Consider the following 23,959-nt stretch of genomic DNA (forward strand, 5'->3'; position numbering starts at 1 on the left):
GTTGTTGCTCTTATCCTTTCACGATCCGGCGGCAATGTACCCACGCCGCTTCAATCAGGTTCTCGCTGGCCTCCGGCGTGCGGAACGCCGAATGCGCCGACAGCGTCACGTTCGGCAGTTTTGTCAGCGGATGATCGCCGGGCAGCGGCTCGATGTTGAAGACGTCGAGGCCGGCATGGCGGATATGGCCCGACTTCAGCGCGTCGATCATCGCGGCCTCGTCGACGACGGCGGCGCGGGCGGTATTGATGAGGATGACGCCCGGCTTCATCTTCGCGATCATCTCGCGGGTGATCATGCCGCGCGTCTCGTCGTTGAGCAGCAGATGCAGCGACACCACGTCGCTCTTGGCCAGCACCGTATCGAGATCGGCGAACTGGACGCCGGGATGGCTCTTCGGCGAGCGGTTCCAGGCGATCACCTTCATGCCGCTGCCCGAGGCAATGCGCGCGACCTCTGCGGCAATACCGCCGAAGCCGATCAGGCCGAGCGTCTTGCCGGTGAGCTGCATGCCGTCCTCGCGCAGCCAGTTGCCGCCGCGCATCTCGCGGTCCATCATCGCGATGACGCGGGCGGAGGCCCACATCAGCGCGATCGCGCATTCGGCGACGGCGGTGTCGCCATAACCCTTGATCAGATGCACGGAGATGCCGAGCTCGTTAAGCTCCTCCGGGTTCATGTAGCTGCGCGCGCCGGTGCCGAGGAACACGACGTGCTTCAGGCCCGTGCATTTCTTCGCAACCTCGGTCGGCAGGGCGGTGTGATCGACGATCGCGATCTCGGCGCCGGCGAGGATTTCTGGATATTGCTCGGGCTTGATGTCGGGATCCCTGTGGATCCGCACTTTGGGATCGCCGGGCTGCTCCAGCCGCTCCATGATCACGGCGAGGGCTTCATTGGCGTCGACGAAAACTCCGCGCATGGCTCTCTCCGGTCAGGATGCGACGCCGGCGATCGCCAGCACTGTGTGCATGAGTACGTTGGTGCCCGCGGCGCAGTCGGGCTGCGTGGCGTCTTCCAGCTCGTTGTGGCTGATGCCGTCCTTGCAGGGCACGAACACCATCGCTGCCGGCATGACGGTGTTCAGGTTGCAGGCGTCGTGGCCGGCGCCGGAGGTGATGCGGCGAGAGGAATAGCCGAGCATCTTCGCCGCGTTCTCGACCGCTGCAATGAGCTTGGGATCGAAATGCGTCGGCGGCTTGCGCCAGACGAGCTCGAGCTTGACCTCGACCTTGCGGCGCGCGGCGATCTCGGCGATGGCGGCGCGCAGATCGCGATCGAGCGCTTCCATGATGGCGCCATCCGCGCTGCGGCAATCCATAGTGAAGGCGATCTCGCCGGGAATGACGTTGCGCGAGGGGTTTGCGATCACGGCTTCGCCGATGGTGCCGACCGCCTTCGGCCCGTGCTTCTTGGCGATGGTCTCCATCGCCAGCACGATCTCTGATAGAGTCGCCAGCGCATCGCGCCGCAACGGCATTGGCGTTGATCCCGCATGGCTCTCGAATCCTGAAATCTTGCCGTCGTACCAGAGCACACCCTGGCCGGAATCGACGACGCCGATGGCCTTGCCCTCGGCCTCCAGGATCGGGCCCTGCTCGATGTGCAGCTCGACAAAGCAGCCGAGTTTCTGGAAACCGACCGGCTTGTCGCCGCGATAGCCGATGCCGTCGAGCGCCTGGCCGACGGTCGTGCCCTCGGCGTCCTTGCGCGACAAGATGTCGTCGGTGGTGAAGTCGCCGACATAGGCGGCAGAGGCCATCATCGCAGGCGCAAAGCGCGAGCCTTCCTCGTTGGTCCAGTTGACGACGCAGATCGGCGCCTCGGTCTCGATCCCGGCGTCGTTCAGCGTGCGGATCACTTCGAGCGCGCCGAGCGTTCCCAGAATGCCGTCATATTTGCCGCCGGTCGGCTGGGTGTCGAGATGCGAGCCGATGCCGACCGGCAGCTTCGACATGTCCCGTCCCTTGCGCAAGCCGAACTGGGAGCCGAGCGCATCGACATGCACCTCCAGTCCGGCGTCCACGCAGGCCTTGCGGAACCAGTCGCGCACCTGCTTGTCTTCGCTACTCAGCGTCAACCGTCGCACGCCTCCCTTGGCCGTCGCGCCGAACTGCGCGGTCTCGTGGATGGAGCCCCAGAGGCGGGCGGAATCGATTTGCAAATTGGTGGCGGCTCGGCTCATGCGGTCAGTCTCTCAGTTGTCCGGCGCCTGTTTCAATGACGCGCCAGCGCGGGCTCGTCAACCGCGAGGCTGCTCTGCGCAATCTGCCGTGCGAGCTCGGCGACGCGCTCCACCGCCACGACGTCGGGCGAGGCGAGCCAGCTCGCCGTGAATGTCAGCGGCGCGATGTCCAGATCCGTATCAAGCAGTTGCAGCCGCCCGTCCGCGAGCTCGTTCTCGACGATGGCGTTGGGGATCACGGCGATACCAAGACCCTCGACGGCCATATGGATGACGGTCGCAAGCGAAGCGGAGGCGTGCAGGCGGATCGGCGGCAGCTCGGGCCGGTCGAACACCTCGCGCACGACCTCGTAGGGCCTGGTCTTGCGCGGGAAGGTGATGATCGGAAACCGCGCCAGCTCCGCGCGCGTGACCGGTCCATCGCCAAGTCCGAGCGAGGGGCTTGCGAGAAGGCCGATTGGATAATCCGCTAGCACGCGGTTATGTACGCCGGAGGCCGACAGCGGTCCCACGACAAAGGCAAGCTCGATCTCCTGCGCGAGCAGGCGTGCGGTGAGGTTCGGCGTGATGTCGACCTCGATCTCCAGCGACAGGTTCGGATAGACCTCGTTCATGCTCTTGACGAGCCGCGGCAGCCAGGTGTGCACGATGGTTTCGGCAACGCCGAGCCGCATCACGCCGCGCATCGCCGAGCGATCGCCGACCTCGGCCACCATTGCGGCGCGCAGGCCGATCAGCTTCTCCGCATAGACCATCATCTGCCGGCCGCTCGGCGTCGGCGAGGCCACCCGATGGTCGCGATTGAGGAGCTTTACGCCCATCTCGCGCTCCAGCTGCGCAATGCGCTGGGAGATTGCGGGCTGCGTCGTATTGAGCCTTTGTGCAGCGCCACGGAAGCTGCCGAGCTTCACAACCCAGAGGAACGTCTCGATCGATCTGAAGTCCAGCATTGGAAGGATTTTCCCGAACGATAAGGCATATTTATCGATATTGATTAGAAAGGAAGATTAGACTTTATAGCACGGCTGGTGTTGGCTGTCTTTGTCGAGTTTATAGGCAGGTCGATCACATGACTGTTTTGGTGGCAGCGCAGCAAACTGAAACGCCCGACACCCTCCCGAGCCGCCAGGCCCGGCTCGCCTATCGCGGCGGCCAGATTGGCTCTACGGCCGGGGTCGCCCCCGGCTTCGTCCAGGGCAATCTGGCGATCCTGCCGGCCGAATACGCCAGCGCCTTTCACCGCTTCTGCCAGCTCAATCCGAAGCCGTGCCCGATCATCGGCATGTCCGATGTCGGCAGCCCCTACATCCCCGCACTCGGCGCCGATCTCGACATTCGCACCGACGTGCCGCGCTACCGCGTCTGGCGCGACGGCGCGGTGGTCGACGAGCCGACCGATGTGACCAAGCATTGGCGCGACGATCTCGTGACCTTCGTGCTCGGCTGCTCGTTCTCGTTCGAAGAGGCTCTGCTCGATGAGGGCATGCCGATCCGCCACATCGAGCAGAACGTTCGTGTGCCGATGTACCGCACCAACATAGCCTGCGGTGAGTCCGGTCCGTTCGCAGGTCCCATGGTGGTGTCGATGCGCCCGTTCAAGGCGGCGGATGCGATCCGCGCGGTGCAGATCACCTCGCGTTATCCGGCCGTGCATGGTGCGCCCGTGCATCTCGGTCATCCGCATCTGATTGGCATCAAGGACATTGCCAAGCCGGACTACGGCGATCCCGTGCCGGTCGCCGATGACGAGATCCCGGTGTTCTGGGCCTGCGGCGTCACGCCGCAATCGGTGATCAACGCCGCCAAGCTGCCGTTCGCGATCACGCATTCGCCTGGCCTGATGCTCGTGACGGATCTCAAGAACAGGACCATGGCCGTGATTTAGTAGGCAGCGTTTGCTGCTTCTTCGGGCTTTACCGCATCCATCAATCGCTTCATTCGATCAGCCGAAATTCAGTAACAGGGGAATTTGCCATGACGATCTCTCGCCGCGACGTGCTGTTAGGAGCCACCGCCACTGCTGCGCTGGTGCCGCTGGCGGCCCGCGCCCAGACCTCGGAAGTCGTGATCGGGGTCATCTATCCGTTCTCCGGCGGCAGCGCCCAGCAGGGCGTCGACGCGCAGAAGGCTTATGAGACCGCGCTCGAGGTCATCAACAAGGACACCGATTTCGACCTGCCGCTGGCGAAGGGCGAGGGCCTGCCGGGTCTCGGCGGTGCAAAGGTGCGTCTCGTGTTCGCCGACCACCAGGCCGATCCGCAGAAGGGCCGCGCCGAGGCCGAGCGCCTGATCACGCAGGAAAAGGTCTCCGCCATCATCGGCACCTATCAGAGCGCAGTCGCCGTCACCGTCAGCCAGATCTGCGAACGCTACCAGATCCCGTTCGTCTCCGCCGACAACTCATCGCCCAGCCTGCATCGCCGCGGCCTCAAATATTACTTCCGCGCCGCGCCGCATGACGAAATGTACTCGGCCGCGATGTTCGACTTCTTCGATGCCTTGAAGAAGAAGGGCACCAAGATCGAGACGCTGTCGCTGTTTCACGAAGACACCATCTTCGGCACCGATTCCGGCAACGCCCAGGCTAAGATCGCCGGCGAGCGCGGCTACAAGATCGTCACCGACATCAAGTACCGCGCCAACTCGCCGTCGCTGTCGGCCGAGGTGCAGCAGCTCAAGTCCGCCAATGCCGACGTGCTGATGCCGTCGAGCTACACCACCGACGGCATCCTGCTGGTCAAGACCATGGGCGAGCTCGGCTACAAGCCGAACGCGATCGTGGCGCAGGACGCCGGTTTCTCGGAGAAGGCGCTCTATGATGCCGTCGGCGACAAGCTCGAAGGCGTGATCTCGCGCGGCACCTTCTCGCTCGACCTCGCGCAGAAGCGCCCCATGGTCGGCAAGATCAACGAGATGTTCAAGGCGCGCTCGGGCAAGGACTTCAACGACCTGACCTCGCGCCAGTTCATGGGCCTGATTATCCTGGCCGACGCCATCAACCGCGCCAAGTCGGCCGATGGCGAGAAGATCCGCGATGCACTGGCCGCGACCGACATCCCGGGCGAGCAGACCATCATGCCCTGGAAGCGCGTCAAGTTTGATGAGATGGGCCAGAACAACGACGCCGACCCGGTGCTGTTGCAATATGTCGGTGGCAAGTTCGTCACCATCTTCCCGCCGCAAGCCGCGATCGCCGAAGCGATCTGGCCGATGAAGTAAGCGGGGAGCGGGAGCTCAGACGGTAGCTCCCGCCCTCATCCTGAGGAGCGGGCGTAGCCCGCGTCTCGAAGGACGAGGGCGTGGCCATCCTTCGAGACGCGCGCAGGGGCGCGCTCCTCAGGATGAGGGTGTAATTCGGGGGACGAACTTTTGACAGCCCAAGCCATTATCCAGAGTCTCGCGAGCGGCCTTCTCATGGGCCTGCTCTACGGACTGATCGCCGTCGGCCTCGCGCTGATCTTCGGCCTGATGGACGTCGTGAACTTCGCTCATGGCGAGTTCCTGATGATCGCGATGTATGTGAGCTTCTTCCTGTTTACGTTCTTTGCCATCGCCCCCTTGCTGTCGGCGCCGCTGGTGGCCGCCGCGCTGTTCGTGCTGGGGGCGGTGGTCTATCTATTGATTGTACGGTTCGCGATGCGGGCCAAGGCCAATGCCGGCATGGTGCAGATATTCTCCACCTTCGGACTCGCCATCGTGATGCGCGGGCTGGCCCAGTTCTTCTTCACGCCGGACTATCGCAGCATCCCGCAGTCCTGGTTCGGCGGCAAAACCATCTCGGTCGCCGGCATCTTCCTGCCGGAGCCGCAACTGATCGGCGCGCTGGTTTCGATTCTCGCCTTTGCCGGTCTCTACTTCTTCATCCATCGCACCGATTTCGGGCGTGCGCTGGAGGCAACGCGTGAAGACCCTGGCGCGGTGGCGCTGGTCGGCATCGACAAGAATCGCGTATTCGCGCTGGGCTGGGGCCTGGGCGCCGCGCTGGTCGGTCTTGCCGGCGCGATCATGGCGAGCTTCTTCTACATCTATCCCGACGTCGGCGCGTCCTTTGCGCTGATCGCCTACGTGACGGTTGCACTCGGCGGCTTCGGCAGCGTGTTCGGCGCCTTCGCCGGCGGCATCATCGTCGGGCTCGTCGAAGCGACCACCGCCTTGGTGCTACCGCCCTCGCTGAAATCGGTCGGCATCTATGCCGTCTATCTGCTCGTCGTCTTTATCCGGCCGCGTGGCCTGTTCGGGTCGATGTGATGGACAAGAATTTTACAGCGCGGCGCCGCCGCGACCTGATCATCGCCGCGGTGCTGGCCGCGCTCGCTGCGCTCGCGCCGCTGTTCGTGAGGGACGTCTACGTCCAGAACATCCTGATCCTGACCTTGATGTATGCGGCTCTTTCCCAGAGCTGGAACATCCTCTCCGGCTATTGCGGGCAAATCTCGCTGGGACACGCGCTCTATTTCGGCATCGGCGCCTACACCACCGAACTGCTGTTCACCAAGTTCGGCGTGCTGCCATGGTTCGGCATGGTCGGCGGCGGCGTGATTGCAGCTCTCATCGCAATGGGGCTGGGCTATCCCTTCTTCCGCCTGCGCGGCCACTACTTCGTGATCGCTACCATCGTGATCGCCGAGATCGGTCTGCTCTTGTTCCAGAACTGGGAGTGGGCAGGGGCCGCGATGGGAATCACCATTCCGGTGCGCGGCGACAGCTGGCTGAAGTTCCAGTTCATGCGCAGCAAACTGCCGTACTTCTATTTCGCGCTGGGGCTGTGCAGCCTGGCCTGGTTCGTCACTTGGTGGCTCGAAGACTCGAAATGGGGTTTCTGGTGGCGCGCAGTGAAGGACAATCCTGAAGCGGCCGAGAGCCTCGGCGTCGTGGTATTCAACTCCAAGATGGGCGCAGCTGCGGTTTCCGCTTTCCTCGTCGCCATCGGCGGCGCCTTCTATGCACAGTTTCTCGCCTATATCGATCCTGAGAGCGTCATGGGATTCCAGTTCTCGCTGCTGATGGCGCTGCCGGCCGTGCTCGGCGGCATCGGCACCCTCTGGGGGCCGGTGCTCGGCGCGGCCATCCTGATCCCGATGACGGAACTGACGCGCTCCTATATCGGCGGCTCCGGTCGCGGCGTCGACCTGATCGTCTACGGCACCCTGATCGTGCTGATCTCACTGGCGCTGCCGCAGGGCCTGGTGAGCCTGTTCTCACGCACAAAATCGAAGGGAGCCACGCGATGACCGCGCTCCTCGAAACCCGCGGCGTCTGGCAGCGGTTCGGCGGCCTCGTCGCTAACAGCGACGTCTCGATCTCGGTCGGGCGCGGCGAGATCGTTGGCCTGATCGGCCCGAACGGTGCCGGCAAGTCGACGCTGTTCAATCTCATCGCCGGCGTCCTGCCGCCGACCCAAGGATCGATCTGGTTCGACGGCGAGGATGTCACCAAACTGCTGGCCGCCGAGCGCTGCCAGCGCGGCGTCGGGCGCACCTTCCAGGTCGTCAAGAGTTTTGAGACCATGACGGTCATCGACAACGTCATCGTCGGCGCCCTCGTGCGCAACACGGTCATGCGCGAGGCGCGCCGCAAGGCGCATGATGTGCTCGAATTCACCGGCCTTGCTGCGCGCGCCGACGTGCTCGCGAGCGATCTCGTGCCGGCCGAGAAGCGCCGGCTCGAGGTCGCCCGTGCGCTCGCGACCGAACCAAAACTGCTGCTGCTCGACGAAGTCCTGACTGGCCTCACGCCGACCGAGGCGCAGACCGGCGTCGCGCTGGTGCGCAAGGTGCGCGATACCGGCATTACCGTGCTGATGGTCGAGCATGTCATGGAGATCGTGATGCCGCTGGTCGACCGCGCCATCGTGCTCGACCTCGGCAAGGTGCTGGTCGAGGGCAAGCCTTCTGAGGTCGTCCGCGATCCCAAGGTGATCAGCGCATATCTGGGAGATCGTCATGCTGTCGGTGCATGAAGTCACGACCGCCTATCAGGGCCTGGTCGCGATCTCCGCGGTCAGCATTGACGTCGCCAAGGGCGAGATCGTCTGCGTCGCCGGCGCCAATGGGGCCGGCAAGTCGACGCTGCTCAAATCCATTGCCGGCGCCGAGCGTCCGCGCTCGGGCACAGTGACCTTCGACGGCAAGCGCCTCGACGGCATGGCGCAGCACCACATCACCGCCACCGGGATCGCCTATGTGCCGGAGAACCGCCGCCTGTTTCCACGCCTGTCTGTGCGCGACAATCTTCGCCTCGGCAGCTATCTCTACCGCGGCGAGGCCGACCGCGAGAGCCCGCTCGATCTCGTCTTCCAGCTGTTTCCGCGCCTGTCGGAACGCCTGGAGCAGCGCGCCGAGACGCTAAGCGGTGGTGAGCAGCAGATGCTCGCCATCGGCCGCGCGCTGATGACGCGCCCGCGGCTATTGATGCTGGACGAGCCCTCGCAGGGCATCATGCCAAAACTGGTCGACGAAATCTTCCAAGCCGTGAAGCGCATCCGCGACGCCGGCATGACCGTGCTGATCGTCGAGCAGCGCATGGCCGAGTGCCTCGAGATCGCCGACCGCGCCTACATCCTGCAAACCGGCCGTGTGCTGATGCAGGGCGCGTCGGCGGAGATCAAGGGCAACCCGGACGTGCGCAAGGCGTATCTGGGGCTGTAGCTGCGATCGCAATTTTGTAGCCCGGATGAGCGAAGCGATATCCGGGGCGCCGGTCCCGCATGTCGCTGCGCTCATGCGGGCTACGATTGTTGTCCGAGCCTTGCACTGGCCGCCGCCAATAGCATCGCTTCAACAATAGTGTCGAACTCTTCCTTGCCGACTGGATCAGTTGCGCTCAGCTCATCGTACGTCTTTTCGTACGGAGACCACCAGTGGTGACGCAAACCCGCTTCGTGGAGAACACGGGCAGCGGCTTCTATCTCAGTCGGTGTAGGCCGTGTTGGTTCAGTCATGCTCGTGCCCGTGCTCCGGCAGCATCACCCCGAACACCTTCACCAGATCCGTCACCTGCTCCGGCGACAGATAGCGCGGGTTCATCCCGCGCAGCAGCAGGTACAGCTTCGCTGTCTCCTCCAGTTCCTCGGTTGCAAACACCGCCGCTTCCAGCGTGTCGCCGGCGACAACCGGGCCGTGATTGGCGAGCAGCACCGATGAATATTTCCCCGCCAGCCCCTTGATCGCATCCGCGACCGCCGGATCGCCGGGCCGGTAATAGGGCACGAGCGCGGTGGCGCCGCATTTCATCAGATAATAGGCCGTCATCGGCGGCAGCGCAGCGCGCGGGTCGATCTCCGGAAGCATCGAAAGCGCGACCGAATGGGTGGAATGCAGATGCACGATCGCGCGCGCGCTGCCGCGTGTGTCGTAGAGCGCGGTGTGCAGTGGAACTTCCTTGGTCGGCGCATCGCCCGAAACCAGCCGGCGCTGATCGTCCAGCCGCGACATCTTCGCGGGATCGAGGAAGCCGAGCGAGGCATTGGTCGGGGTCACCAGCCAGCCGCCGCCGTCCAGCCTGACGCTGATATTGCCGGAGGAGCCGGGTGTCAGCCCACGCTCGAACAGGGACCGTCCGAAACGGCAAATGTCTTCGCGTAGCCGTGTCTCGTTGGTCATGGCCGTCATGTCCGTTTGTCTCACGCTTTGGCAGCGCGGCCAAGCCGTGTTATTCGATTGCCAAGCTGCCGCAAAGGGTGGCCGTCCGGGAAACGTCGCAAGGATCAGTTGCATGTCCGCCTCCACGTCACAGAATCAGCGCATCGCCGTCATCGGGCTCGGCTCGATGGGGTTTGGCATGGCGACCTCGCTGAAACGGGCCGGCTTTGCCGTCACCGGCTGCGACGTCTCGACCGATGCGGTGGCTCGCTTCGTGAAGGACGGCGGCGCCGGCGCCAGGGCGCCGTCTGAGGCGGCCAAGGATGCCGACATCGTCGTCAGCGTCGTCGTCAATGCAGCGCAGACCGAGACCATCCTGTTCGGCAAGGATGGCGCCGCCGAGACCATGCCGAAGGACAGCGTCTTCCTGTCCTCCGCCACCATGGATCCCGACGTGGCGCGGCGCCTCGCCAAGCAGTTGGAGGCGACCGGCCGGCATTACCTGGATGCACCGATCTCCGGCGGCGCGCAGCGCGCCGCGCAGGGCGAACTGACGATCCTCGCCTCCGGCAGCCCCGCCGCCTTTGCAAAGGCGCGGCCGGCGCTCGATGCCATGGCCGCCAAGCTCTACGAGTTGGGCGATGCTGCAGGGCAGGGCGCCGCCTTCAAGATGATCAATCAGTTGCTCGCCGGCGTGCACATCGCCGCTGCCAGCGAAGCGATCGCGTTCGCGGCCAAGCAGGGACTCGACATCCGCAAGGTCTATGAGGTGATCACGGCCTCCGCCGGCAATTCCTGGATGTTTGAAAACCGCATGCCGCACGTGCTCGACGGCGACTATACGCCGCGTAGCGCGGTCGAGATCTTCGTCAAGGACCTCGGCATCATCCAGGACATGGCGCGCAGCGCCAGATTCCCGGTGCCGGTCTCGGCTGCGGCGCTCCAGATGTTCCTGATGACGGCCGCCGCCGGCATGGGCCGCGATGATGACGCGTCGGTGGCGCGGATGTATGCGCAGGTCACCGGCGTCAAGCTGCCCGGCGACAAGTAGAGCTAAGAGGACTCCGATGCCCCGTTTTGCCGCCAACCTCTCGATGATGTTCACCGAAGTGCCGTTCCTGGACCGCTTTGACGCCGCTGCGCAAGCGGGCTTCACCGCGGTCGAGTTTCTCTTTCCCTATGAGCATCCGGCCGAGGCTGTCGGCGAACGGCTGAGGCGCAACGGCCTGAGGCAGGCGCTGTTCAACCTGCCGCCGGGTGACTGGAATGCCGGCGAGAAAGGCTTTGCGGCGCTGCCGGCGCGGTTCTCCGAGCTCAAGGCGAGCCTGGAGACCGCGTTGCCTTACGCCAAAGCGACTGGCGTGAAGCGCCTTCATCTGATGGCCGGCATTGCCAATCGCGGCGAACGCGTCGCGATCGAGGCGTTCTACAAATCGGTGGCGTGGGCTGCGGAGTTCTTTGCGCCGCACGGCATCGATGTCGTGATCGAGCCGATCAATGCGCGCAACGTGCCCGGCTACTTCCTCAACGATTTCGGCTTCGCCCGCGACCTGATCCAGGAGCTGAGGCTTGCGAACCTGAAGCTCCAGTTCGACATCTATCACTGCCAGATCATCCACGGCGACGTCACCATGCGGCTGCGTGAGATGATGCCGATCATCGGCCACGTCCAGATCGCCAGCATTCCCTCGCGCAACGAGCCCGATGGCGAGGAGCTGAACTATCCGTTCCTGTTCGCCGAACTCGACCGGCTTGGCTATGCCGGCTTCGTCGGCTGCGAATACAATCCGCGCGGCAAGACCACCGATGGCCTCGCCTGGTTCAAGCCCTATGCGGGAGTGAAGCCGTGACGCTCGCGCTGGGTTGCATCGCCGACGACTACACCGGCGCCTCCGATCTCGCCAACACGTTGACGCGCGCGGGCCTGCGCACCGTGCAGACCATCGGCGTGCCCGCGGACGATCTCGCGCTGCCCGAGGTCGATGCCGTCGTGGTGTCGCTGAAGAGCCGCTCGATCGAGGCCGGTCTTGCCGTGTCGCGCTCGCGCGCGGCGGAGACATGGCTGCGCGGGCGTGGGGCGAGCCACGTGCTGTTCAAGATCTGCTCCACTTTCGACTCCACCGACGCAGGCAACATCGGCCCGGTGATGGACGCGCTGCGTGCCGATTCCGGCGATACGATCGTGCTGGTGACGCCGGCCTTCCCGGAGACCGGCCGCACGGTTTACCAGGGCAATCTGTTCGTCGGCACCCTGCCGCTGAACGAGAGCCCGCTCAAGGACCATCCGCTCAACCCGATGCGCGATTCCAACCTGATGCGCGTGCTGGCACGCCAGAGCAAGACGAACGTCGGTCTCGTCGATCTCGCCACCGTCGCGCGTGGTGCGGACGCCGTGCGGGCGCGGCTTGCCGAACTCGCGGGCACGGGCATCGGCGCCGCGATCATCGACGCCGTCTTTGACCGTGACCTCGAGACCATCGGCCTCGTCGCTGCCCAGCATCGGCTGTCGGTCGGCGCCTCCGGCATGGGCCTTGGCCTGGCGCGAGCGCTGGTGTCGACAGGCAAGGTCAAATCGACAGCGGCAGACAGTGAATCGGGCGCCGCAATCGGCGGAGCGGCGGTCTGCCTCGCGGGAAGCTGCTCGCAGGCGACGCTTCAGCAGATTGCGAAGGCGGAATCCGTCATGCCGGTGCTTCGTCTCAACACGGACAGTATTATTACGGGAAAGGGCGAAGCGGAGCGCGCGCTGGCCTGGGCCAAGCCACGACTGGCCGACGGTCCGGTCCTGATCGCGTCGAGTGCGACGCCGGATCAGGTCGCAGCGCTGCAGGCGCGTCACGGTCGTAATGCGGCTGGTCATGCGATCGAGCAGGCGATGGCCGAGATTGCGGAAAGCCTCGTAAAATCAGGGGTTCGGCGCTTGATCGTGGCCGGCGGCGAGACCTCCGGCGCCGTCGTCGATCGCCTGAAAATTCCCGGCTTTCTGGTCGGCGCGGAGATCGCCGCGGGCGTCCCGGTGCTGCGCGCCGTCGGCGCCGAGGCAGGCGAGATGCTGCTCGCGCTGAAGTCGGGCAACTTCGGCGGGCCGGAGTTTTTCTCGGATGCGCTTGGGCTCATGCGTTGAATGCAGGACGTTTTTAGCCGCTCGTTCATTTCTTTAGCGTTCCGTACCCGCACGGAGTCGTAGTTAACAACTGCTCAGTCGCTTTGTTGTTGGATATCGGCACCGCTGCTTTCGGTTGATCACGATTTCCGGACGCGCCACCGCGCCAACGCAAAGAGACCCATTATGTTCGCCACCATCTCCATCCGCGCCAAGATCATCAGTGTCGTGGCGTTCCTGCTGGTCGCGATGACCGGCATGGGCTTGCTCGCCGTCATGAAGATGCGGACGATCAACGCCAACACGGTCGACATCACCACGAACTGGATGCCCAGCGTGCGCGTGATCGGCGATCTGCGCGCCGGCGTCATCACCTACCGCAACGTCATCCGCGAGCACATGCTGGCCGAAACGCTGGAGGAGAAGCTCGCCGCGGAGAAGACGCTGGCGACGGTAGTCGAGGCCAATACCAAATTCCGCAAGTCCTACGAGGCCATGATCACCTCGCCCGAGGAGCGGGCGCTATACAATCAGTGGTCCAAGACCTGGGATGACTACAAGAAGGGCACGCAGGAGGTCATGGCGCTATCGCGCCAGGAGGCCGGCAAGATCCCGCACGAGGCACACGAGCTGAACACCAAGACGGTCAACAAGATCGGACTTGAGGCCGACGGCATCCTGGCCAAGGACATCGAGCTCAACACCAAGGGCGGCGATCAGGCCTCCGCGGACGCCTCCGATACCTACTACTACGCTTTTGTGCTCGTCGCGATCATTCTCGGCGCTGCCGTCCTGGCCGGCATCGGTGTCAGCTTCTATCTCGTGCAGGACGTCTCCAACGGCATCAATTCGATCACCCAGCCAATGCAGGCGCTGGGTAAGGGCGACCTGACCGCCGAAGTCCCGCACCGCGGTGAGAAGACCGAGATCGGCGCCATGGCCGACGTGCTCCAGATCTTCAAGGAGGCGCTGATCGCCAAGAAGGCCGCCGACGAGGCCGCCGCGGCCGATGCCGAAGCCAAGATCGAGCGCGGCCGCCGCGTCGACAACATCACCCGCGATTTCGAAACGATGATCGGAGACATCGTCCAGACCGTGTCGTCGGCCTCGACCCAGCTCGAAGCCTCCGCCTCGACGCTGACATCGACCGCAGACCGCTCCCAGCGGTTGGCGACCACGGTTGCCGGTGCTTCGGAGGAAGCCTCGACCAACGTGCAGTCGGTGGCCTCGGCCACTGAGGAGATGGCGTCCTCGGTCGGCGAGATCAGCCGCCAGGTGCAGGAATCGGCGCGGATGGCGGGCGATGCCGTCGGCCAGGCGCGTGCCACGACCGAGCGTGTCAGCGAGCTGTCCAAGGCGGCGTCCCGCATCGGCGACGTCGTCGAACTGATCAACACCATCGCCGGCCAGACCAACCTGCTGGCGCTGAACGCGACCATCGAGGCGGCGCGCGCCGGTGAAGCCGGCCGCGGCTTCGCGGTGGTTGCCTCCGAGGTCAAGGCGCTGGCCGAGCAGACCGCCAAGGCGACCGGCGAAATTGGCCAGCAAATCTCCGGCATCCAGGCCGCGACCAACGACTCGGTCGGCGCCATCAAGGAGATCTCTTCGACCATCGAGCGTCTCTCCGAAATCTCCTCGGCGATTGCCGCTGCGGTGGAAGAGCAGGGCGCGGCGACCCAGGAGATCGCCCGCAACGTGCAGCAGGCGGCGCAGGGCACCCAGCAGGTTTCGTCCAACATCACCGACGTGCAGCGCGGTGCGACCGAGACCGGCACGGCCTCCTCGCAGGTGCTGTCGGCGGCCCAGATGCTGTCGAACGATTCGAACCGGCTCAAGACCGAGGTCAGCAAGTTCCTGACCAACGTGCGCGCGGCGTAACCACGTCCGCGCGGCGTAAGCTTTCGCGCCAAAGATCCATCGACGAACGAGCGGCGCCGCAAGCGCCGTTCTTTTTTGCGGCGCCGGTAGCCTGATGTCGCCTGTTGGTAGCATCGTGAGGGAGTGCCCGTAATCATACGGGACGCGGTTTCATCGGTAGTTGATTTCGGCTTAGAAGAATGGCCCGAGGACAGCCCGCATGCGCGGTGAAGAACCGCCGCAAGAACGGCGACTATTACTGGGTGCTGGCGACGGCTTCTCCGACCCCGTGCGGCACGCGGCGCATGGCTGCGATGTAGATTTTGCAGTGCGGTAGCAGGGAATTGAATATTGAAAAGTCGCTGCAGATTAGCGTTTCCGGCGGTGCTCCGGTAAAGGGGATGGGGGATCGCCGTGGGGCGGATTCCGTATCCTCGCTTGACCTGGAATTGCCTGGCGCATGATTGCTCTGGTTCGTATTGCCCTGAGCCGACCCTACACGTTTGTCGTGCTCGCGCTCCTGCTCCTGATCATCGGACCGCTGGCGGCGCTGCGGACGCCGACCGACATTTTTCCCGACATCCGCATTCCCGTGATCGGTGTGGTCTGGCAGTACACCGGCCTGCCGCCGGACCAGATGTCCGGCCGCATCACCACGCCATTCCAGCGCGCGCTGACGACGACCGTCAACGACATCGAGCATATCGCCGCCAACTCCTATAACGGTTTCGGCATCATCAAGATCTTCTTCCAGCCCAATGTCGACATCCGGACCGCCAACGCGCAGGTCACCGCGATCTCGCAGACCCTGCTGAAGCAGATGCCGCCGGGCGCGACGCCGCCTCTGATCTTGAACTACTCCGCCTCCACCGTGCCGATCATCCAGGTGGCGTTGTCGGGCGATGGCCTCACGGAGCAGAACCTCGCCGACATCGGCATCAACCAGCTCCGCACGCCGCTGGTCACCGTGCCCGGCGCAGCGATCCCGTACCCGTTCGGCGGCAAGCAGCGTCAGGTCCAGATCGACCTCGATCCCACCGCACTCCAGGCCCGCGGCCTGTCCGGGCAGGACGTCGCCAACGCGCTTGCTGCGCAGAACCTGATCACGCCGGTCGGGACTCAGAAGATCGGCCAGTTCGAATACAACATCCAGCTCAACAACTCGCCGCTGAAGATAGACGAACTCGGCAGTCTGCCGATCAAGGCCGTCAACGGCGCGATGGTCTATGTGCGCGACGTCGCAACCGTGCGCGACGGCAATCCGCCGCAAACCAACATCGTCCACGTCGACGGCAATCGCTCGGTGCTGATGATGGTGCTGAAGGCGGGCGCGACCTCGACGCTCGACATCATCGCCGGCATCAAGCAGAAGGTGATCGACGTCAAGGACCAGCTCCCCGACGCGCTGAAGATAGGCTTCATCGGCGATCAATCGGTGTTCGTCCGCGGCGCGATTCAAGGCGTCGCCTTCGAAGGCGTCATCGCGGCGCTGCTGACCAGCGTCATGATCCTGCTGTTCCTCGGCAGCTGGCGCTCGACCGTCATCATCGCGGTCTCGATTCCGCTCTCCGTCCTAGGCGCCATCATCATGCTGTCGGCGATCGGCGAGACGCTGAACATCATGACGCTCGGCGGGCTCGCGCTTGCGGTCGGCATCCTCGTCGACGATGCCACCGTGACCATCGAGAACATCAACTACCATCTGGAGCAGGGCAAACCGGTCGAGCAGTCGATTCTCGACGGCGCCAACCAGATCGTGACGCCGGCCTTCGTCTCGCTGCTCTGCATCTGCATCGTTTTCGTGCCGATGTTCTTCCTCACCGGCGTGGCGCGCTTCCTGTTCGTGCCGATGGCGGAAGCGGTGATGTTCGCGATGATCTGGTCGTTCCTGTTGTCGCGCACACTGGTGCCGACCATGGCGAACTACCTGTTGCAGGCACATGTCCATCACGAGGACGGCCCGCCGCAGTCGCGCAATCCCCTGGTGTGGTTCCAGCGCGGCTTCGAGGCTCGCTTCGAGCGCATTCGCGGCGGCTACCATAACTTCCTCGGGCTCGCGCTCGCGTACCGTCCGATGTTCGTGATCGGCTTCCTCTGCGTGGTCGGCGCGTCGTTCGCGCTGGTGCCGTTCCTCGGGCGCAACTTCTTCCCCGCGGTCGATGCCGGCAATATCCTGATGCACGTCCGCACCCAGGTCGGCACCCGCGTCGAGGAGACCGCGAACCAGCTCGCCGACGTGCAAAAGGCGATCCGCAAGCTGATCCCGGGCGAGATCGAGACGCTGACCGACAACATCGGCATGCCGATCTCCGGCATCAACATGACCTACAACAACACCGGGGTGATCGGCCCGCAGGACGGCGACATCCAGATCAAGCTGAAAGAGGGCCACAAGCCGACGGAGGAGCATGTGCGTGTGCTGCGCGAGCAACTGCCGCGGCTGTTCCCCGGCGTCAGCTTCGCGTTCCTGCCGGCCGACATCGTCAGCCAGATCCTGAATTTCGGCGCGCCGGCGCCTATCGACCTGCAGATCCGCGGTGCCAATGTCAGCGCCAACTTTGCCTACGCCAACAATCTGCTGGCAAAGGTTCGCAAGATTCCGGGCGTGGCCGATGCGCGCATCCAGCAATCTCCGAACAACCCCACCTTCAACATCGATGTCGACCGCACGCGCGCGCAATATGTCGGCTTGACCGAGCGCGACGTCACCAACAGTCTCGTGGTCAATCTCGCCGGCTCCTCGCAGGTGGCGCCGACCTACTATCTCAACCCGGACAACGGCGTGTCCTACTCGATCGTGATGCAGACGCCGCAGTACCAGATCGACTCGCTCAGCGCGCTCCAGACGCTGCCGATCACGGCGGTCGGCAATCCGCAATCGCCGATCCTCGGCGGTATCGCCGATATCAAGCGCTCGACCTCGAGCGCGGTGGTGTCGCAATATGACATCCAGTCGATGGTGCAGATCTTTGCCACGACCTCAGGCCGCGATCTCGGCGCGGTCGCCGCCGACATCCGCCAGGTGATCGCCGACACGGCCAAGGACGTGCCGAAGGGCTCTTCCGTGGTGCTGCTCGGCCAGGTGCAGACCATGAACAGCGCCTTCACCGGCCTTCTGTTCGGCTTGCTCGGTGCCGTCGTGCTGATCTATTTCCTGATCGTCGTGAATTTCCAGTCCTGGTCCGATCCGTTCGTGATCATCACGGCACTCCCGGCCGCGCTCGCCGGCATCGTCTGGATGCTGTTCATGACTGAGACCACGCTGTCGGTGCCGGCGCTGACCGGCGCCATCATGTGCATGGGCGTTGCCACCGCCAACAGCGTGCTCGTGATCTCGTTCGCCCGCGAGCGCTACGAGGAGCTCGGCGATCCGATCGCCGCGGCGCTGGAAGCCGGCTTCGTCCGGTTCCGCCCGGTGCTGATGACCGCGCTCGCCATGATCATCGGCATGGCGCCGATGGCCTTGGGGCTGGGCGAGGGCGGCGAGCAGAATGCGCCGCTGGGCCGCGCCGTGATCGGCGGCCTGATCTTTGCAACTTTCGCCACGCTGATGTTTGTTCCCGTGGTGTTCAGTATGGTACACAAGAAGCAAGGCGCCAAAGCCGCCGCCTCCCTGGAGACTCCGCATGTCGCCCACTGAACCCCGCTCCCCGGTGTCGCACCGGAAACTGGGCATCTTCGGCGTGGTGGCGCTGATCGCGGCGGGCCTTGTCGTGGGCACCGGCATCCGCGCGCGCGAGGAGCAGGGCTCCAAGCTGAAGGAATGGACCGATGACCAGGCCGTTCCCAGCGTTGCGGTGACGCTCCCCAACGCCAAGGCTCTCAACGCCAGCCTCGACCTGCCGGGCCGGTTGGAGGCCTATTACCGCGCGCCGATTTTCGCGCGTGTGTCGGGCTACCTGAAGAGCTGGAACGCCGACATCGGCGCCCGCGTCAAGGCCGGTCAGGTGATTGCCGAAATCGAGGCGCCGGACCTCGATCAACAACTGCTGCAAGCCCGCGCCGACCTGGCCAGCCAGCAGGCGAGCGCCAGGCTGTCGGAGGCAACGCTCAACCGGCGCAAGACGCTGGTGGCCTCCAACTTCGTCTCGGCGCAGGAAATCGACGAGCGCACCGCCGATCTCTCCAACAAGAACGCCGCCGTTCATTCGGGGCAGGCCAATGTCGAGCGGCTTGAGGCGCTCGCCGGCTACAAGAAGATCACCGTTCCATTCGATGGCGTTGTCACCGCGCGCGATACCGATGTCGGTGCGCTGATCAACGCGGGCGGTGGCTCTGGGCCGGCGATGTTCGTGGTCTCCGACATCACCAAGCTGCGCGTCTACGTCAACGTGCCCCAGAATTACGTGCCGGCGATCAAGATCGGCGCCAAGGCCACCATCGTGCTGCCGGAATATCCGAACCGGATCTTCCAGGCGACAGTGGAGGCCTCCTCGCAGGCCGTTGACGTCGCCTCCGGCACGACGCGCATGCAACTTGGTCTCGACAATTCGTCAGGCGAGCTGATGCCCGGCGGTTACGCCGGCGTTAAGCTCAGTCTTCAGCGCGATTCCGCGCCGCTCAGCATTCCCGCCAGCGCCCTGATCTTCAACGGCAGCGGCCTGCGCGTCGCAACCGTCGGGCCCGACGACAAGGTGCTGTTCAAGCCGGTGACCATCGCCCGTGACCTCGGCCGCGAGATCGAGCTCGCCTCGGGGATCGCGCCCGACGACCGCGTCATCACCGCCCCGCCGGACGGTCTGTCCGATGGAGATGCGGTCCGCGTCGTCGGCGCCAAGGCCAAGCCGGCGACCGCCTCGGAAAAGCAGGCGCCGAAGAGCTAGCTCCGGTCCTGTAGGGTGGGCAAAGCGAAGCGTGCCCACCATAGCTGAGCGATCGCAGAGAGGATGGTGGGCACGGGCAAGTGCGCCTTTGCCCAGCCTACGAAAGCTGCGCCACCCGCCACTCCGGCACGCCATCGGCGGCCATCTCGATCTCACCGAGCGAGCCGACCGGGGTACGGTTCATGTTGAGGAGATGCGCCAGCGTCGCCGTGTCGCTCGCCGGAATTCGCGCCAGCGTGCGCCGATCGTCTTGCGTGCGCAGCATCACCACGCCGTGCTCGACCTCGCCGCCGCGGCCGTAGAGCACCGTAAAGCTCTCGATCTTGCCCTTGCCGCTCGGCTCGGTGACGAACTCCGGCACCGCGCGCTTGTTGCGATCGGCTTCTCCTTGCACGCTCGTCTCCTGAGCCAGCGGTTGATCCACCGGCGTCTTCGATACCACCAATGCATGATGCTTCGTGACGAAGCCGCCCTGGCCATAGAGCAGGCCGAGCTCGGCGCCGTCGCGCAGGCGCCGCACCATCGCGCAGGCCGCGTGTGTCATGTAGGTGTTGAGCGGCGCGCCGAAGAAGGTGAGGCCGCCGGTCACCGTCGGCTGCACGTCGGTGCCCAAGCCCAGCGTCCGCCGCGCCATCTTGGGGACGCACGGAAAGCAGCTATAGAGCTCGATCGCGTCGAATTTTTTTCCGTCGCCGCCGGCGAGGTCCATCACGGCTTTGAGCACCGCATTTTGCGGATGGCTTTCGTAGAACTGGTCGCGCAAGAGATAGTCGCGTGGCTCTTCCGCCGAGGCGCCACCGAGCGGGTAGACCAGCTTGTTCTCCGCGATGCCGGCCGCACGCGCCTTGGCGAGACTGGTGAGCAACAGCGCGCCGCCCATGTTGACGCTGGGGTTGGCAACCATCAGCTTGCTGTAGGGCCACGCGATCAGGCGGTTGTCCGCTGTCGGCGTCGTGATCTCGTCCGGCGCATAGCGCCGCTTCAGCCAGGCGTTGGGATTTTGCGCGGCGGCCTTGGAATAGCGTGACCACAGCGTGCCGGACTCTGTCATGGCTTCGCGCGGCGTCTGGCCCCAATGCGCGGATGATGCTGCTTCATAGAACGGATAGACCGTGACGGGACGGAACACGCCGAGCTTCACCGCCAGCGGCTTCTGGAACGCCGCGCCGCGCTTGGGCTCCTCGACATCATGCGCGAACGGCGTCCACGGCAGCTTTGCCCCAGCGCGCTCCGCCTTGGTCGCGGTCGATTGCGCCTCCGCCCCGCAGACCGCGGCCACGCTGCATTCCCCGCGCGCGATGCGCTTTGCGGCCTCGTGGAGGTAGCGGATCGGGCTCTCGCCGCCGACCGGGCCGTAATAGCAATGCGACGGCGCAACGCCGAGACGCTGTGCCAGCAGCTTCTCGGGATCGCGATAGCGCCAGCTCAGGAAGTTGACGACGTCGAGCGACTGCACCTCGCCGAGCAGCTCTGCGCCGGCATCCGCTTCAGCGCGCCGCAGCGCCTGTTCGAGCAGATCAAGTGGCTCGAGGCCATCGGTGATCTCCTTGGGTCGGTCGACGATCTCGCCGATGCCGACGATGACGGGGATGCGGTTTGGGGGGATATTGTTCTTATCTGTCATGCTTCAATTCAAGATATCAATTGTTTCGTCATGGCAACTACTCCGTCACCAGCGCATTCATGTGCTCGACGGCCTCGGCGAACTCTTCCTTGAACTCTTGGACGACAGCGCCCGCCGACTTCACGCTGTCGATCAGCCCGACGCCCTGGCCGACGAAATAGCTGACGAGATCGCGCGCCCTCGCGTTGCCGCTCGCCGCCGCGCGATCGATCGAGTTGAAGGCGTCGCGGCTGATGATGCTTTGCAGCGGCATCGGCAGCGCGCCCGGGCTTTCCGCCGCGCGGTCCCACGCATCCGTCCACACCGAGCGGAGTTGCCGCGCCGGTTTGCCGGTGCGCCCCTTCGAGCGGATCGCATCGCGCGAGGACGCCGCGATCATCTTCTCGCGAAAGATCTCCGTGGTCTCGGCCTCGACGGTCGCAAGCCACACAGAGCCAGTCCAGGCGCCGGCCGCGCCCATCGCCATGCAGGCGGCCATCTGCCGCCCCGTCATGATGCCGCCTGCGGCGAGCACTGGAACGTCGCGGATCGGCCTGATCGCCTTGATCACCTCCGGCACCAGCACGATGGTCGAGACCTCGCCGCAATGGCCGCCGGCCTCAGTGCCCTGCACGACCAGGATGTCGACACCGGCTGCGACCTGGCGCAGCGCATGCTCCTTGGCGCCGACGAGGGCGGCAACCGGCACGCCATGCTTCTTGCCCATCTCGATCATGGCCTTTGGCGGCACGCCGAGCGCATTGGCGATCAGGCGGATCGGATGATTGAAGGACACTTCAAGCAACTCCAGCGCCGTCTTCGCATCGAACGGCTGCGGCTGGTTGTCGGCAACGTCAGCGGCGGTCAGCTCGATGTCGTACTTCTTCAGGAGGTCGCGCGTGTAGTCGCGGTGCTCCCGCGGCACGCGCGCCTCCAGGCTCTTCCAGGTGACGTCCTTCTCGCCCGCCGTCGACATATTCTCAGGGATCAGCACGTCGATGCCGTAGGGCTTGCCGTCGACATGCTCGTCGATCCATTTCAGCTCGCGCTCGAGCGTATCAGCCGTGTGCACAGTGGCGCCGAGTACGCCAAAGCCGCCGGCGCGGCTGACGGCGGCAACGACGTCGCGGCAATGACTGAAGGCGAGCAGCGGGAACTCGATGCCCAGCATGTCGCAGATCGGCGATTTCATCGTTCCCTCCCGGCGGCCTCGCGTTGCTGTTGTTGCTCTCTTGAGCGAAGGCCGTTCGACGCTAGCCCATCGTCTCCCGCAATGCCAAGCCGGATTTGGCTGCGCATCTTGCGTGCAGACGCCGTGTTGCGCGTGAGCCGTTCCGTCGCGCAAATGAGCGGAGTAGGAGTGGCCGATAGTCCCCTCGGGTTTTCGCGAGCGGAAGATTGCTGACCGGCAGCAGGAGAAAAAGCGAGGCGTTGTTACGTGACGTTCGGCAGATGGCCTCTGGTCCAGGACCTCCTCGGCAAGGTCAAGCTGCATGGCACTGGCCTGAGGTCCGCGTCCCGTGCAGATCAGGCGGGCCTTGTCAGCGGCCGTTTGCGGGCTAATTAATGCAGACGCATCTTCGCGCCGGAGCAAATTGCATGACCGATGCCCCCGCCTACGTGCCGCCCAAAGTCTGGACCTGGAATAAGCAGAATGGCGGGCAGTTCGCCAGCATCAACCGGCCGATCGCGGGCCCGACCCACGACAAGGAGCTGCCGGTCGGCCGCCATCCCGTCCAGCTCTACTCGCTGGCGACGCCGAATGGCGTCAAGGTCACCGTGATGCTGGAGGAGCTGCTGGCGCTCGGCTACAAGGGCGCCGAATACGATGCCTGGCTGATCAAGATCGGCAACGGCGACCAGTTCGGCAGCGGCTTTGTCGACATCAATCCGAATTCCAAAATCCCCGCGCTGATGGACCGATCCGGTCCCCAGCCGATCCGGGTGTTCGAATCCGGCTCGATCCTCCTTTACCTTGCGGAAAAGTTCGGCGCCTTCCTGCCAAAGGACATCAAGACCCGCACCGAGGCGATGTCGTGGCTGTTCTGGCAGATGGGCAGCGCGCCTTATCTCGGCGGCGGCTTCGGCCACTTCTACGCCTATGCGCCGACCAAGATCGAATACGCCATCGATCGCTTCGCGATGGAAACCAAGCGCCAGCTCGACGTGCTCGACCGCCGGCTCGCCGACAACGAATATCTCGCCGGCAGCGAATACACCATCGCCGATATGGCGGTGTGGCCCTGGTACGGCGCGCTCGCCAAGGGGCTGGTCTACGGCGCCGGCGAATTCCTCTCCGTGCAGGACTACAAGAACGTGCAGCGCTGGACCGACCAGATCGCCAAGCGTCCGGCCGTGAAGCGCGGCCGCATGGTCAACCGCGTCTCCGGCGATCCCGCCAGCCAGCTCCACGAGCGCCACGACGCGAGCGATTTCGAGACGAAGACCCAGGACAAGATCGCGCCAGTGACGTAAGGCGACCTGGGCGAAGGCGCAATCCACAATCTTGCTGCGACTGATCCGCAGATCGTAGGGTGGGCAAAGCGAAGCGTGCCCACCATCTTCGGCAAAGACCATCACGGTGGGCACGGCGCGCGAAGAGCGCGCCTTTGCCCACCCTCATATGGGGATTTGTAAGTCAAGCCTGTTCGATCTGTCCGGGTAAGGGACTTACGATAGGAGGGCGGCGCGCGGAGCCATGCGTAGCGTAGCGCGACGACCGTGTTCCGGGCGAGGATTGGCTTCCGAAGTTTTCTGCAGCTCACTGCATCACCTCATATCCGGTCGGATCGTTTGATCCGTACCCAC

At 64.6% G+C, this 23,959-nt stretch carries 19 protein-coding genes; 13 read left to right on the forward strand and 6 right to left on the reverse strand.

Features of this window, described 5'->3' with window-relative positions; translation table 11 throughout:
- Positions 1-10: 10 nt before the first annotated feature.
- From IVA80_RS38015 to IVA80_RS38025, 3 genes are read right to left on the reverse strand one after another with little or no spacing between them, the layout of a single operon-like run.
- A complete protein-coding gene (locus IVA80_RS38015) occupies positions 11-922 on the reverse strand; it encodes an NAD(P)-dependent oxidoreductase (protein ID WP_247440245.1) in 912 nt (303 codons plus the stop codon).
- A gap of 12 nt (positions 923-934) precedes the next feature.
- Positions 935-2,185 (reverse strand): Zn-dependent hydrolase, encoded by a 1,251-nt coding sequence (locus tag IVA80_RS38020; protein WP_247440248.1) that lies wholly within the window; start codon positions 2,183-2,185, stop codon positions 935-937.
- Between the two features lie 32 nt (positions 2,186-2,217).
- On the reverse strand, positions 2,218-3,135 hold the full coding sequence (locus tag IVA80_RS38025) for a LysR family transcriptional regulator (protein WP_247440253.1): 918 nt from the start codon (positions 3,133-3,135) through the stop codon (positions 2,218-2,220).
- Between the two features lie 119 nt (positions 3,136-3,254).
- Here IVA80_RS38025 and IVA80_RS38030 point away from each other — a divergent pair, with 119 nt between their 5' ends.
- The 6 genes from IVA80_RS38030 (at position 3,255) to IVA80_RS38055 (ending at position 8,832) form a co-directional block, all read left to right on the forward strand.
- Positions 3,255-4,070: a putative hydro-lyase gene (locus tag IVA80_RS38030; RefSeq protein ID WP_247440255.1), complete on the forward strand. Its 816-nt coding sequence runs from the start codon at positions 3,255-3,257 to the stop codon at positions 4,068-4,070.
- An 89-nt stretch (positions 4,071-4,159) separates the two neighbouring features.
- A complete protein-coding gene (locus IVA80_RS38035; protein ID WP_247440257.1) occupies positions 4,160-5,404 on the forward strand; it encodes an ABC transporter substrate-binding protein in 1,245 nt (414 codons plus the stop codon).
- Between the two features lie 150 nt (positions 5,405-5,554).
- Positions 5,555-6,433, forward strand: coding sequence for a branched-chain amino acid ABC transporter permease (locus IVA80_RS38040; protein ID WP_256467595.1), 879 nt, complete (start codon positions 5,555-5,557; stop codon positions 6,431-6,433).
- Positions 6,433-7,416: a branched-chain amino acid ABC transporter permease gene (locus IVA80_RS38045; protein ID WP_247440258.1), complete on the forward strand. Its 984-nt coding sequence runs from the start codon at positions 6,433-6,435 to the stop codon at positions 7,414-7,416. Before IVA80_RS38040 ends, IVA80_RS38045 begins: the two co-directional genes overlap by 1 nt.
- On the forward strand, positions 7,413-8,144 hold the full coding sequence (locus IVA80_RS38050) for an ABC transporter ATP-binding protein (RefSeq protein WP_247440259.1): 732 nt from the start codon (positions 7,413-7,415) through the stop codon (positions 8,142-8,144). The genes IVA80_RS38045 and IVA80_RS38050 overlap by 4 nt, the downstream gene beginning before the upstream one ends.
- Entirely contained in the window at positions 8,128-8,832 is a 705-nt protein-coding gene (locus IVA80_RS38055) for an ABC transporter ATP-binding protein (protein ID WP_247440260.1), read from the forward strand. The genes IVA80_RS38050 and IVA80_RS38055 overlap by 17 nt, the downstream gene beginning before the upstream one ends.
- Before the next feature lie 285 nt (positions 8,833-9,117).
- Here IVA80_RS38055 and IVA80_RS38060 read toward each other — a convergent pair whose 3' ends face one another.
- Positions 9,118-9,795, reverse strand: a complete 678-nt coding sequence (locus tag IVA80_RS38060) for an aldolase (protein ID WP_247440263.1) — start codon at positions 9,793-9,795, stop codon at positions 9,118-9,120.
- Positions 9,796-9,898: 103 nt separating this feature from the next.
- On the opposite strand from IVA80_RS38060, the gene ltnD reads away from it, so the two are divergent.
- From ltnD to IVA80_RS38090, 6 genes are all read left to right on the forward strand, one after another.
- Positions 9,899-10,816, forward strand: a complete 918-nt coding sequence (gene ltnD, locus IVA80_RS38065; RefSeq protein ID WP_247440266.1) for an L-threonate dehydrogenase — start codon at positions 9,899-9,901, stop codon at positions 10,814-10,816.
- Positions 10,817-10,832: 16 nt separating this feature from the next.
- Positions 10,833-11,615, forward strand: a complete 783-nt coding sequence (otnI, locus tag IVA80_RS38070; protein ID WP_247440267.1) for a 2-oxo-tetronate isomerase — start codon at positions 10,833-10,835, stop codon at positions 11,613-11,615.
- Positions 11,612-12,889 carry a 3-oxo-tetronate kinase gene (gene otnK / locus IVA80_RS38075; protein ID WP_247440269.1) on the forward strand — a complete coding sequence of 426 codons (1,278 nt, stop codon included), beginning with the start codon at positions 11,612-11,614 and terminating at the stop codon, positions 12,887-12,889. The genes otnI and otnK overlap by 4 nt, the downstream gene beginning before the upstream one ends.
- Positions 12,890-13,054: 165 nt before the next feature.
- Positions 13,055-14,746, forward strand: coding sequence for a methyl-accepting chemotaxis protein (locus IVA80_RS38080; RefSeq protein WP_247440270.1), 1,692 nt, complete (start codon positions 13,055-13,057; stop codon positions 14,744-14,746).
- 439 nt (positions 14,747-15,185) lie between these two features.
- Positions 15,186-18,365, forward strand: a complete 3,180-nt coding sequence (locus IVA80_RS38085) for an efflux RND transporter permease subunit (RefSeq protein WP_247440273.1) — start codon at positions 15,186-15,188, stop codon at positions 18,363-18,365.
- A complete protein-coding gene (locus IVA80_RS38090; protein WP_247440274.1) occupies positions 18,352-19,548 on the forward strand; it encodes an efflux RND transporter periplasmic adaptor subunit in 1,197 nt (398 codons plus the stop codon). The genes IVA80_RS38085 and IVA80_RS38090 overlap by 14 nt, the downstream gene beginning before the upstream one ends.
- Positions 19,549-19,645: 97 nt before the next feature.
- On the opposite strand, the gene IVA80_RS38095 is transcribed toward IVA80_RS38090, so the two are convergent.
- Positions 19,646-21,172 (reverse strand): acetyl-CoA acetyltransferase, encoded by a 1,527-nt coding sequence (locus IVA80_RS38095; protein ID WP_247440276.1) that lies wholly within the window; start codon positions 21,170-21,172, stop codon positions 19,646-19,648.
- A 37-nt stretch (positions 21,173-21,209) separates the two neighbouring features.
- A complete protein-coding gene (locus tag IVA80_RS38100) occupies positions 21,210-22,343 on the reverse strand; it encodes a nitronate monooxygenase (RefSeq protein WP_247440277.1) in 1,134 nt (377 codons plus the stop codon).
- A 407-nt stretch (positions 22,344-22,750) separates the two neighbouring features.
- Between IVA80_RS38100 and yghU the strand changes: the two genes are divergently transcribed.
- On the forward strand, positions 22,751-23,626 hold the full coding sequence (yghU, locus tag IVA80_RS38105) for a glutathione-dependent disulfide-bond oxidoreductase (RefSeq protein WP_247440278.1): 876 nt from the start codon (positions 22,751-22,753) through the stop codon (positions 23,624-23,626).
- The last annotated feature ends 333 nt before the right edge of the window (positions 23,627-23,959 follow it).

The sequence above is a fragment of the Bradyrhizobium sp. 139 genome, assembly GCF_023074175.1.
Classification (GTDB): domain Bacteria; phylum Pseudomonadota; class Alphaproteobacteria; order Rhizobiales; family Xanthobacteraceae; genus Bradyrhizobium.